Source organism: Erysipelothrix aquatica (assembly GCF_009828775.2).
In the GTDB taxonomy this organism is placed as follows: Bacteria; Bacillota_I; Bacilli_A; order Erysipelotrichales; family Erysipelotrichaceae; genus Erysipelothrix; species Erysipelothrix aquatica.
In genome coordinates, this window is the sequence record NZ_WTSY02000025.1 from 1 (window position 1) to 12,840 (window position 12,840).

General features: G+C 37.5%; 13 protein-coding genes. 3 read left to right on the plus strand and 10 right to left on the minus strand.

Annotation, left to right across the window (positions count from 1 at the left end; translation table 11 throughout):
* Positions 1 to 160: 160 nt before the first annotated feature.
* The 9 genes from GVV20_RS07500 to mnmG all read right to left on the minus strand — a co-directional run bounded on the left by GVV20_RS07500 (position 161) and on the right by mnmG (position 8,814).
* Positions 161 to 376: a hypothetical protein gene (locus tag GVV20_RS07500; protein WP_159740700.1), complete on the minus strand. Its 216-nt coding sequence runs from the start codon at positions 374 to 376 to the stop codon at positions 161 to 163.
* A gap of 204 nt (positions 377 to 580) precedes the next feature.
* Positions 581 to 2,161 (minus strand): hypothetical protein, encoded by a 1,581-nt coding sequence (locus GVV20_RS07505; RefSeq protein ID WP_159740699.1) that lies wholly within the window; start codon positions 2,159 to 2,161, stop codon positions 581 to 583.
* Between the two features lie 195 nt (positions 2,162 to 2,356).
* Positions 2,357 to 2,650 (minus strand): hypothetical protein, encoded by a 294-nt coding sequence (locus GVV20_RS07510; protein ID WP_159634941.1) that lies wholly within the window; start codon positions 2,648 to 2,650, stop codon positions 2,357 to 2,359.
* Between the two features lie 23 nt (positions 2,651 to 2,673).
* Positions 2,674 to 3,546 (minus strand): ParB/RepB/Spo0J family partition protein, encoded by an 873-nt coding sequence (locus GVV20_RS07515; protein WP_407925784.1) that lies wholly within the window; start codon positions 3,544 to 3,546, stop codon positions 2,674 to 2,676.
* Positions 3,547 to 3,551: 5 nt separating this feature from the next.
* A complete protein-coding gene (locus tag GVV20_RS07520) occupies positions 3,552 to 4,328 on the minus strand; it encodes a ParA family protein (RefSeq protein ID WP_159634938.1) in 777 nt (258 codons plus the stop codon).
* Between the two features lie 27 nt (positions 4,329 to 4,355).
* Positions 4,356 to 5,105, minus strand: a complete 750-nt coding sequence (noc, locus tag GVV20_RS07525; RefSeq protein ID WP_159634935.1) for a nucleoid occlusion protein — start codon at positions 5,103 to 5,105, stop codon at positions 4,356 to 4,358.
* Entirely contained in the window at positions 5,098 to 5,814 is a 717-nt protein-coding gene (gene rsmG, locus GVV20_RS07530) for a 16S rRNA (guanine(527)-N(7))-methyltransferase RsmG (protein ID WP_159812714.1), read from the minus strand. The genes noc and rsmG overlap by 8 nt, the downstream gene beginning before the upstream one ends.
* 13 nt (positions 5,815 to 5,827) lie before the next feature.
* Positions 5,828 to 6,799, minus strand: a complete 972-nt coding sequence (locus GVV20_RS07535) for a Gfo/Idh/MocA family protein (RefSeq protein WP_159741450.1) — start codon at positions 6,797 to 6,799, stop codon at positions 5,828 to 5,830.
* Between the two features lie 155 nt (positions 6,800 to 6,954).
* Positions 6,955 to 8,814: a tRNA uridine-5-carboxymethylaminomethyl(34) synthesis enzyme MnmG gene (gene mnmG, locus GVV20_RS07540; protein ID WP_236261771.1), complete on the minus strand. Its 1,860-nt coding sequence runs from the start codon at positions 8,812 to 8,814 to the stop codon at positions 6,955 to 6,957.
* Between the two features lie 129 nt (positions 8,815 to 8,943).
* Here mnmG and GVV20_RS07545 point away from each other — a divergent pair, with 129 nt between their 5' ends.
* Genes GVV20_RS07545 through GVV20_RS07555 form a run of 3 tightly spaced genes read left to right on the plus strand, consistent with a single transcriptional unit; the run spans position 8,944 to position 12,151 of the window.
* On the plus strand, positions 8,944 to 9,303 hold the full coding sequence (locus GVV20_RS07545; protein ID WP_159741448.1) for a GntR family transcriptional regulator: 360 nt from the start codon (positions 8,944 to 8,946) through the stop codon (positions 9,301 to 9,303).
* Entirely contained in the window at positions 9,300 to 10,169 is an 870-nt protein-coding gene (locus GVV20_RS07550) for an ABC transporter ATP-binding protein (RefSeq protein WP_159741447.1), read from the plus strand. Before GVV20_RS07545 ends, GVV20_RS07550 begins: the two co-directional genes overlap by 4 nt.
* A complete protein-coding gene (locus tag GVV20_RS07555) occupies positions 10,166 to 12,151 on the plus strand; it encodes an ABC transporter permease (protein ID WP_159741446.1) in 1,986 nt (661 codons plus the stop codon). Before GVV20_RS07550 ends, GVV20_RS07555 begins: the two co-directional genes overlap by 4 nt.
* Before the next feature lie 31 nt (positions 12,152 to 12,182).
* On the opposite strand, the gene GVV20_RS07560 is transcribed toward GVV20_RS07555, so the two are convergent.
* Entirely contained in the window at positions 12,183 to 12,791 is a 609-nt protein-coding gene (locus tag GVV20_RS07560; RefSeq protein ID WP_159650022.1) for a histidine phosphatase family protein, read from the minus strand.
* Between the last annotated feature and the right edge of the window lie 49 nt (positions 12,792 to 12,840).

The window sequence follows — 12,840 nt, forward strand, 5'->3', positions numbered from 1 at the left end:
ATATATAAGAGAATTATTTAAAATAATCGAAATGTGCAACCACTTACACACCATCGGTTGTTTTATTGTTATTTTTCTTTGGAAATAATTTCAAATATAGTCAAAATAAAAGGAAAGTGTGCTTAATCACCCTCCTTTTTAATGCCATAGTGTTAGCTGTTTAATCCCAGTCTTTTGTTACCGTTGTCAGTTTTCTTCGCAACATCATAACGTAAAGAATGACGGAAATAACGAGGAATACTGTCATCCCAAGACTCAAATCGGAAACAATCGAATTTGATAAATCACGAACGCTTGCAATATTATCCCCAGAACTGTATGCAATATCAAAAAATAGATACCCTACAAAAAAATCATAAATTTGAAGATACAGCATCACACCCAGATAAACCAATACAATCCAAATTAGTCACGCATGTTTAACGATCATTTGCCACAATTTTTTCATTGCATCCTCCACTATTGTTCAGCTTCTTCAAACTTTACCATGTTTATCGAAAATGACGTCAATTTATGATTAACTCGCATTCTTTAGCGCTTATGTTGTGACTTCTAGCCTCCTAGAGAAAAGACACACTGTTTAGCGTGTCTTTTGATCGAGGCCAATATTTGCATAATGACCACTCTTGTTTTTATAGAAATCTAATGAATCCTTTGAAACGGGTACTCCAGCATCAATAGCGGGTGATGTCATCAAGACCTGAAATCCGTCGAGTGCTGACCAGTCCGTTACATCACGTGTTTCCATATCCTTATTAAGAATCGTACCTGGAAAATCTGTATTCACAAACTGTGGATCACTATACAAAGGTTGCACATCTGGGATCGTTTCATAATCAGGTACATTATTACCAACATAGAGATTATGACGGTACTGCCATTTATCTTTCTTTGTATAGGTACCAGTGCCATAATTTACAAAAATATTATTGAAAATTTCTGCATGATTATTACCACCTTGGGCAACCATATGATTCGTATTCATCGTCTCATCCAAATAGAAGACATTGTTATGAACCTGAATGTTTTGAGCGGTATCACCGACACCAATTGTAAATGTTTGATATAAGTCGTTATAACTTAGGTTATAACGGAAGATACAGTCGACAATACCATTACCCTCATTTTCAGGACAAATTAGGAGTGTTCCCCCTTCATTTCCATAAGAGTAATTGTATTGATAGATAGTTCCTTTGTTAGCTTGATCAAAGTCCCATGGCATTCCATCTCGAATGGATATCCCACCTGTTGCTTCGTTGTACTGGAATAACGCATTATCACTATTCCAGACCCACATCCCTGCATTAAAGCCTTCCGATGTTGTATTATAGCCATCAATAAAGTTGTATTCGATAACTGCCGATTCGGTCATATGCGGCGCAATCCCATCACCACCAATATTGAACAACTTGTTACGTGCAATATAAGTATTTAGGATAGGCGTCCACGGTGTTTTAGTTTTATCACCATACAAGAAGTCCGCATGACGTAATAAATCACGACTCTTCCAGTCAGTCCAGAAGATAATCCCTGAACGATCAATGTTTCTTAATTCGTTATTTTCAATTCGAATTCCATCAAATGTGCTACGTTGATTGACTGAATGTTCCGCTGGGATTCCCTCCGAAATATTAGGAATTAATACACTGAACTGTATTCCCGCACTTCCATCAGCATCTTTTTTATCTTCGCCTTGAATGTCATGAATGTACATATCATGAATGTAAAAATCATGAAGCTTAGTTATCGTATCGAGGTTCGTAACCTGATTAGTATCATTTCCGTAGTTAACGTTTTGAATATCTATACCTCGGCGAGGGCCCTGTACGTCACCTTTTGGATTTTTATTTGTTATTTCTAAATGAGATATTTCCCAGTATTCTTGATTGACGAGTAAAATTACAGACGTGACACCCATACCATGAATTGCTGGTCGTGATCCTGTGCCATATGAACCAATTTTAATGCGCTCATTAACAGTTCCAGAACCGTGTGGATGCAAGTGTCCGAACCATTCACAATCCGTTTTAAATAGGATTGAATCTCCAGGTTGAAATGCTATCGTATTAACGTTCTCGAGCGACTGCCATGCTTCATGAGGATTGGTTCCGTTATTGGAATCATGACCTAATTGCGCATCTACATAATAAATTTGTGCCATACTATCGTGTCTATAGAATTCACTAATGTGCATTCTACCTTTCTATCTTATAGATTACGAGAAAATATACCTTAATGCTATGAAAACATTGAGGATTTCATATGTTATCTTGCTTTTTAGGTGTTATCGCAACTATATGTGTTTTTAAGTTGTTTTCAAAGAAAAACTCTGGGTATTTCATACCCAGAGTTTCAGTTATTGTTTCTTGATAAATTTTCGGTATAGTATCGTAACTAACAACACAACACACAAAACAAGTGTTATTGAGAAGAGCTGAACTAGTAGAAAATCATTTATAAATCGAATAATAAAGATGTCGGAATTAATAGCAAACAATGGCATTGGTTCCATACTACTAAACACGGCAACATATATTCCTATCCCACCCAGAATAAAGATATCGATGTATTTTTTTCGATACATCCATATTGCGAGTGGTATCGCACTTAAGGCACCAATCATCGCAATTACTTGAAAGAATAATGGCATATGTCCTCCTTACCGGATCATTACTATTCCATAACTCCTAAAATTTCTAAGATTCTGTTTAAGTCATCATCATCTGAGAAATGAATTGTTACTTTTTTATTATCTACATTGATACGTGTCTGAAGTTTCTTCTCAAACAGCGATTTCACATAGCTGTACTCAGGGTGCTCGGAAGCTTTCTTTTCGCTAGGTTCATCGGTTTGCCCATGTTTATTGACAAGAGCCTCAGCCTCGCGAACTGATAATTTACGATCGTAGATTTCTTGAGCGATACGAATGATTTCTTTATCGTCTTCTAGTGTAACAAGTGGGCGAACATGACCCATCGTTAACTTATTCTCACTTACCATCTCTTGGACCGCTTTGGGCAAGCGTAAAAGTCTGAGCAAATTGGTGATATGACTGCGTGATTTGCTGACACGTGATGCAACTTCTTCTTGAGTTAACCCAAGACGTTCAATGAGGGATTGATATCCCATAGCTTCTTCAATGACATTTAAATCTTCACGTTGAACGTTCTCAATAATCGCAATTTCCATCATTTGTGAATCATCAAATTCTACAACGATAGCTGCAATTTCTTTAAGACCTGCAAGTTTTGATGCACGCAAACGGCGCTCCCCTGCAACAAGCTCATATCCTTTTTTAGTTTCTCGAACTAAAATTGGAGTGAATAAACCGTGTGTTTTAATTGATTCGGCCAACTCTGCGATTTTTTGTTCATCAAAGTGGCGGCGTGGTTGATACGGGTTTGTACGAATGTCTTTAATGTTGATGACGTTTTTAACGCCTCCAAATGCATCGTTTTTTCCCTGTTGAATATCTTCTAAGACATTACTTACATCGTCTCCAAAGATGGCTCCAAGTCCACGTCCAAGGCGATTGCTATCGACCATGTATATCAACTCTCTTTCTTATTCTGCGATAAAACTTCTTTTGCTAATGAAGCATAAGCTTTTGCACCTTCGGATTTGAGGTCATATTCAAAAATCGTATTGCCTCGAGATGGTGCTTCAGATAATTTAACATTTCGCGGTATATTACTTTTGTAGACGCGTTCTTTGAAATACTTACGAACCTCTTGTTGAACTTCAACACTCAAACGTGTACGAACATCAAACATGGTAAGGAGTACGCCTTCAATTTTCAATTCTGGATTAAACAGTTTTTGTACAAGGCGAATGGTTGAAAGCAATTGTGTTAATCCTTCCAAAGCATAGTATTCACATTGTACTGGAATTATTACGGAATCTGCTGCTGTTAATGCATTTGTATTCAGTAATCCCAATGATGGTGGACAATCGATAATAATGAAATCGTATTTGTCTTTAACTGATTCTAATTTATTTTTAAGTAAACGTTCACGCCCTACTTTAAACTCGACCATCTCAAGATCAGCACCCGCTAAATCGATGGTAGCAGGAATTAAATCCATTGGTGGTGTCGTTAGCGAAATTGCTACGTCTTCTACTTCTTTATCTGTAAGGATTAAGTCATAGGTGCTGTCTTTAATCGACATACGACTTGCGCCAACACCTTGCGATGCGTTTCCTTGCGGATCCAGATCAATTAGTAGAACTTTTTGACCTAAGTAAGCTAATCCTGCAGATAAGTTGATACTGGTCGTTGTTTTTCCTACGCCACCTTTTTGATTTGCTACGGCTATAATTTTCCCCATTGACTCACATCCTTTATTTCTATGGTTTTATTTTGGGAAGCGAATTGTCATGACAACTTCGTCTTCTAAGTCTTCCATTTCTGCTTTTACAGCAATTCCTGTTTTTTCAATCATTTGTACAGATTGGTTTATCGTATTGATACCAATTTTAATATGTTGGGAAATTCCACGCGTAACAGGTTTGCGTTTTTTTGGTTTATTTACCATAGTTTCTGTTTGTTTAACATTCAACTTTTTGGCAAGTATCGCCTCTAGGAATTCTTCTTGTTTTTCACGTTCAACACCCAATAGTGCACGTGCATGACGCTCCGTTATTTCTCTTTTCCCAAGTGATTCAAGAATTGGTTCAGGCAGTTCCAACAAACGAATTTTATTGGCAATTGCTGATTGTGATTTTCCGACACGTGATGCAAGTTCTTTTTGCGTAATCCCTTGAAGTCTTAGTAAGTCACGGTATGAGCGTGCTTCCTCAAGGACACTTAAATTTTCTCTTTGGATATTTTCAATAAGTGCTAATGTTGCACTTTTTTCATCATTGATATTGCTAATAATACTTGGTACCGTTAAAAATCCGGACATGAGCATGGCGCGATAACGTCTTTCGCCTGCAATAATCTCATAATGATCATCAACTTCACGAACAACTATTGGTTGAATTAAGCCATTCTCACGAATAGATTGGGCCAATTCCAATAAGCTTTCTTCATCAAATACAGTACGTGGTTGGTAACGATTGGGCTGTACTAGTTCAATCGGTATATCTTTGCGATCAATCATGATTCCTCCCCGACAACGGTGTCTTCTTTATTTTAGCATAAATACGTGGATATTTCTTTGGCGTGTTCTTAATTTTAACGATTTCAAGGTTATATCGCTCACCCATAATTTCATCATCAAAAAAGTGACTTTCTTTGAAAGACCCGCCAAGGGTTGTGATGGCCTTTTTTGATATTTCCAGTTCTTCCATTGCGCGTTGACCTTTCATCGCCAGAAAGGTTCCACCCATTTTGACGAACGGAAGGCATAACTCACTGAGAATATCGAGATATGCTACTGCCCGTGCCGTCGCATAGTCAAACGATTCTCTCAAATCAACAATTGCATCTTCAGCTCTTTGGTTTAAGACCGTAACATTTTTGAGGTCACATTCTGCAACAACACGATTTAGAAAATTTGTACGCTTTGTTGTGGGCTCAATACATGTCACATGAACATCCGGCCTAGCAATAGCAATCACGATCCCTGGAAAGCCAGCCCCACTACCGATATCAGCTAGGGTCGTGTCTTCCTTAATCAATGGAGATATCAGTAGTGAATCATAAAAATGCTTATGGAAAATCCCTGCATCATCGTCAATGGCAGTAAGATTCAACACTTGATTCACTTCTTGAATGAGTGATTTATACGTTAAAAATTGTTGCTCCATCGTATCTGAAACAACAATTCCTAATGTATTTATCTGTTCTATAAATACGTTGAAATTCATGCATACTCCTTTATTAAAATTCAAATTTTAGATTGATTGCATTGCGTGCTTTTTCGGCAACTTCGACAACAGCAAGGCTGTGTTCAAGTAATGCGTCACGACGAGCAAAATCTTGTGTATCATAAATATTTTTGAATACATCTACTTGATAGTAAAGACGTGGTTTATCTTGAATATTATAATCGATTTTTGCGCCTTTTGTAATCGTTTCGACACTTTTAATACTGTTTACCCCTTCAGGAATGTAGAGATAGCCGTTTTCGCCTTGTATTTGTCCGAAATTTTTGGAAAAACTATCTTTCGCACCAACACATTCAACAACCATGCCAGGATACGTAAGTGTAACAACACCTGAAGTATCAATTCCATTTTCATGCGTATTTGCGATGTAAGTAACATGATCAGGTTTCCCAAATAACCCCACAACAAAATGAAGGTTGTAAATGTTAATATCTGCTAGCGCTCCACCCGAAAATTGTGGATCAAAGACATTTGTGACTTCACCATTTTTTAATTGCGTATAACGGCTTGAGTACTGGCTAAAATTACATTGAATTGCCTTAATTGGAGCAATTCGGTCGAATTGTTGGCTTATATACTTAAAGTGTGGCATATGTATGTTGCAAATCGCTTCAAACAACATTAAATGCTTCGCTTTTGCCAAGGCAATCATTTCTTGTGCTCGGGCCACATTTCCAGCAAAAGGTTTTTCTACAATGACATTTTTTCCAGCATGGAGTGCTTGCATTGTATAGGTATAATGCAAACTATTTGGTGATGCAATATAAATAAAATCTAATGCTGGGTCAGCTAGCATTGCATCAAGATCATCATAAGCTTTCGGTATGTCATTTTTTTGTGCAAAGAGTGATGCACGGTCCATGGTTCTCGAATATGCGGCATCAAAACTGACACCATCAACGATCCGTGCAGCTTGTATAAATTCTTCAACAATAACACCACTTCCGATTGTCCCTATTTTCATAACAGGTCCTCCTTTGGGGTCGATTACTTGTATTATATCATTTTTTTGGTGTATTCATGATGTTGGATCTCGAAGTCATTCTAAAAGTGCCTAGTTTTCAATTTTTATACATTATCGATTGGTAAACTGCAAAGAAAAACACCCACGAATGGGTGCTAAGCTTGTTTATTTCTTTGTTTGAGAACCATTGCTAGGATTGCGACATCGGCAGGATTAACACCCGATATTCGTGAAGCTTGTCCCATTGTGACAGGACGCACCAATCCAAGTTTTTGTTTTCCCTCAATTGATAAGTTATCAATTGCATCATAATTAATGTCTTCTGGAAGTTTTATATTTTCCATCGAACGTAGTTTTTCCGCATCCTTCATGGCTTTACGGATGTAACCTTCATACTTAATCTCTACTTGAATTTGGAATGCAAGATCTTGACGTACATCCATATTGAACAATTCAAGCATCTCCAGTAACTCGATACCCGGACGTTTAACCGCATCATACAGCGTTAAGTCATGACTTTCAAATGGAGAATCCTTTGACGCAAAGTATGCTGTAAAGTTATCATCATGAGGTACTTTAATTGTTTTCGATTCTTCAATAAACGCATCAATAATCGCAATATCATCTTGAATAGATTGTGCCTTATCATCATGTAATAAGCCTATGCGTTGTCCAAAATGGGATAGACGTCTATACGCATTATCGTGACGTAATAACAGGCGGTATTCTGCACGAGATGTAAGCAAACGGTATGGCTCTAACGTTCCTTTTGTTACCAAATCGTCAATCATAACACCAATATATGCTTCATCACGTTTTAAAATAAGAGGTTCTTCACCACGTACTTTTAATGCAGCATTGATACCAGCCATAAGCCCTTGACCCGCGGCTTCTTCATACCCTGAAGTACCATTAATTTGGCCCGCTGTAAACAGACCATCAACAGACATTATTTCTAGGGTTGGTTTCAATTGAATTGGATCAATTGCATCATATTCGATGGCATATCCGTATTTCTGAACACGTACATTTTCCAATCCAGGAATCGTACGTAACATTGCATCTTGTACATCTTCAGGTAAAGATGAACTGAGTCCTTGAACATATGTTGTATCAAGCGATGCTGCTTCAGGTTCCAAGAAAATTTGATGACGTTCTTTATCTGCAAAACGTACAATCTTATCTTCAATAGATGGGCAGTAACGCGCACCAACACCTTCTACAACACCTGAATACATACTTGATTTTCCTAAGTTGGCTTGGATAATTTTATGAGTTTCTTCATTTGTATAGGTTAGGTAACAAGCATATTGTTCTTGAATAACATCTTCTTTACGTGTTGTATTTGAGAAATAATACGGTTTGTCATCACCCGGTTGAATCGTTGTCTTAGTAAAGTCAATACTATCTGTATAGACACGTGCAGGGGTTCCAGTCTTTAAACGGAATGTTTTCAGACCAAGAGCACGTATAGAATTGGACAGTTTGTTTGACGTTGGATCACCTTCAGGACCCGAATGGGTAACACGATCTGAGACCAAAATTTTTGAACTCATATAGGTTCCGGAAGTAATAATTACTGTCTTTGTTGCAATGAATTCATCATTAGCACATTGAATACCAACAATTTTTCCATCCTCAACAACTAGTCCTTCCACCATTTTTTGGACAATTTCAATACCCGGTTCATTTAATACAGCATCACGCATGGCTTTACTGTATTCGATTTTGTCAGATTGGACTCGTAAGCTTTGTACGCCTGGTCCTTTACTTGAATTTAATACACGGAATTGTAGTGCTGTTTGGTCTGCAATTTTTCCCATAACACCACCCAATGCCTCAATTTCGCGAACAACAATACCTTTTGCAGGACCTCCAATTGAGGGGTTGCAAGGCATGGCTGCGATTCGATCAACATTTAACGTAAAGAGTGCAGTTTTTTGCCCCATGCGAGCTGCAGCTACTGCTGCTTCAACACCGGCATGACCGCCTCCTACTACTATAACATCATACATATCTAAAGCCTCCGTCTTAGATTTTAACACATTATCCATAAAATCCGCTATTTTATGCCTAAACTATTGACACCCGATACCGCTTTGTATTACTGTATTACTATAAGTGGTACAGATAGAGGTGACATTATGTTCAGTATTAATTCAAGAAGTTCCTTGCCGATCTTTGAACAGATTGTGCAACAAGTCGCTAAGTATATCGCTATTGGGATATTGAAGCCACACGATCAACTTCCAACAGTACGGATTCTTGCTAAAGAATTAGGAATCAATCCGAATACAGTTTCAAAGGCTTATCACGAATGCGAAATGGCTGGTTTAATCTATTCCGTAGCAGGAAAAGGTTCGTTTGTCAGCGAGACAACCGAAGGACTAGACTCAGTCTTAGAAGATGCCTATTCCTTGTTAGCAAGCGCATATCAACAACTTATTGAACTGGGTGAAGACCCAGAGACTGTTCAAAATTTTCTAAAGAGGGCACACTCATGATCCAATTTATTAATGTTAACAAACGCTACGAGCACCGCGAAGTGCTCGAAGACATCAACATCCGTATTGAAGACGGTACGATTTTAGGACTTATCGGCCGAAACGGTGCTGGAAAATCCACCTTTTTACGACTCATTGCTGGTGTCGTTGAAGCAGATGCAGGAATTGTTGCATTTAACCAACAACAAGTATTCGATAATCCAAATGTCCAAAAAGAGGTTTTCTTTGTTAGCGATGACGCCTATTTTATGACCAAAGCAACCATCAAAGAAATGCGCGATTTTTATAAAGTGTTCTATAAAAATTTTGACGATGGTCGTTTCTACGAATTACTCTATCTTTTTGATTTAGATGAAGATCAATCTTTAAACTCCTTCTCGAAAGGGATGAAACGCCAAGTCTCACTCCTTCTTGGAATCGCAGCACGCACCAAAGTTCTGCTTTTAGACGAAGCATTTGATGGTCTTGATCCCTTAATGCGCTTCAAAATTCGTCAGATGATTAGCGATGAAGTCGCAACAAATAAAACAATTGTGATCATCTCATCACATAACCTTCAAGAGTTGTCAGATATTTGCGATTCAGTAGTTATCTTAGATAAGAATACAATTCAGATGAACTACTCTCAAGAAGAGTTCTTAAATTCCTATCATAAATACCAGATTGCATTTGCGAACGACATTGATCCTAAAGTCTTCACAAACATTGAGACACTACGCATCAGTGGTAAATCGCGAATCTTTACACTTCTGGTTAAAGGAAATCGGTCAGAAATAGAAGCCTTCCTTGAAACACTAAACCCTATTCTTTACGAACATGATGATACATCACTCGATGAAATTTTTATGGCGGAGGTCAACATATGAAACTCTTATTCACATCACGGATAAACTTTGATCTCATCGGCTTCCACGCGAAACGACTCAAAGCATTTATGACGGTTTTCACTATATTGTTGCTAACAACTTTTCCACTACCAATCTTTATCAATTGGCTCAATAGTTCAGCAACATCGACCTTGAATCCATTTCCACAATTCTTAGTTGGCTTACTCGCGACTGTCACTGTTTTCATCAGTGCCATTTCACCTTTCTTATTCTTTAACTATTTATTTTCGAGTAAGTCGGTTAACATTTATCACTCGTTGCCAGTACGACGTCGTGATTTATATATTACCTATTTATTTGCATCGTTAATGATGGTTGTAATTCCATTTACGATTACATATGGTCTGGGTTATATTCTTTCTTATATTTTGAATATTATTCCAATGTCCATTGAGCATCTCTTTATATATGCACGTTTAGTTATTATTTTCGCAGCAATTATGAGTATGACAATTTTTGTCATCATGAATACTGGAACACTGTCCGATGCAATTATCTACACTGTAATTTTATCGATCGCACCGTACATTGCATATACCGCTGTCCAATTCTTTGCCGGACGCTTCATTCTTGGTTTTGCATCAGGATCTGGAGAAATGCTTGCACTCTTCTCGCCCCATATCGCAACTTTCCATGTTACCAATAGTTTAGGGGTCGAATACAGTCCAACGATTATCTCATCATACTGGCTTATTCTTGGAATTATTATTAATGCTGTTTCTATCTATCTATACCAAATTCGAAAATCTGAAAAGACAGAACAACCGTTTACGAATCGCGTTTTCTTCAGTCTCATTACATCTTTATTCACAGCATTGTTACTGGTTGGTTTGATCGCGTTCTGGGCAATTCTCACTAATGTGAACCATTTCCTATCACCATTCGTCATTATTCTTCCTATCTTACTTTGCTATGTCATTTACGTTTTATTAAATATTATTAAAAACCGATCGACCCGAAATATCCGAGAAATAACACGAAACTACGGTATTGTTGTTCTTGTTACAATTGTAACCTGTGCATTTATTTTTGTTTCAAATGGCTATGGTTTCACTACACGCGTGCCACATGTCGAAAATGTTGAACGCATTAAGATTTCAGGAAGTACCGTTGCTCAATTACCTTTTGGTGAAGGTTCAACCAAAGATATCTTTATCACATCTGATGAAGGTATTAACGATTTCGTTGCATTCCACCAATCAATTGTGGATGATTTTGAAAAAGATGCATCCGTATTGTCCTACAGCGATATCTTTACAGAACCAGGACAGTCACCTTATGCATTACTCAAATTCTCCTATAATTTGGATAATGGCAGTCAAATGAACCGGGAGTTCTTTGTTCGTAAAGATAAGTTGGATCCTCTCTTCTCAATGATGCATACATCAGAAACACTGATTCAAATTAATCCATTATCACGACCACGTTTTAATCCTACTGCGATGCAAATTTTTAATAACACACTGACAGCTGAACATGAGTTTACTGGAAACTTTGCAGAACTTGGAACCATTTATACTAATGATTTAAGAAATATAGATTCAACACAAGATTACACTCAGGATGGTGGCAAACTTGAGTACATTGTTATGTATCAAAAGAATGCGGAAACCTATCAATTAAACGTTGACCAACGATTCCCAGGAACGCTTGCCTATCTCAAAGCAAACACAGGCAAGAAAACCGATGTTAATCTAAACTACTTCCTTGCCAAGCCAAAGACAGATATTGTAATTCCGCGATTCTTTAATCCCGAATACGGGTTTATGAGTACCAACGCATTGTCTTTTTTGAACTATGACACCGTTACTTTATCTAATTTATCTCGATCTGAGGCACTCACTTATGAAACGGAAGTAACTGCTGCTGATTACACCAATGAGCTTCATAACATCTTATATGTTGAGTCAATCGGTCAAGAGACACTTATTCCTTTTTCAATCGCAATTCCATTGAAATAATCAAACAAAAAACTGTCTAAATAGACAGTTTTTATTTTATCTTTTCGATTGGATCATAATAGTTCAATGTGATGTAGTTATTTAAAGCATCAAAATCAACATCGAGAATATATCCCAAGCCATTTGGCGTATCGATACGACGATAATTATCAAAAGATACAGGTTTGAGGAACATCAAGATGGTCTTAATGACTCCGGAATGACAGACGATTGTTACACTATCTTCGCCTGCTTTTTGCATTTCCCCGAGTACTGCCGTCAGTTTTCCAAACAAACGCAAACTAACTTGAGAAATGGTTTCACCATTCACATGAGGTTTGTTTTGGATATAAACTTCATTGTAAGGAATGTTGTTGATTTGATCCCAACGAACATCTTCATAATCACCAAAGTTAATCTCACGGAAGGCAAATGTTGATTCCGTAATTGGTGTTTCTTCACCATAAATAAGTTTAAATGTATCAATTGTACGTGTTAAATCAGATGTATAATAACGATCTGTTTTAGGGTAATTATACGTTTCACGGTATTCTTTGAGTTCTCGAATTCCTTTATCCGACAACATTGTGTCGCTCCAACCTGTATAAGTACCTAAATCATTTCCAACTGTAAATCCATGTCTTACTAATACAACTTTCATGCTATCACCTCTGGTTGTATTGTACCAAGATTCACCCTTGAAAGCGACC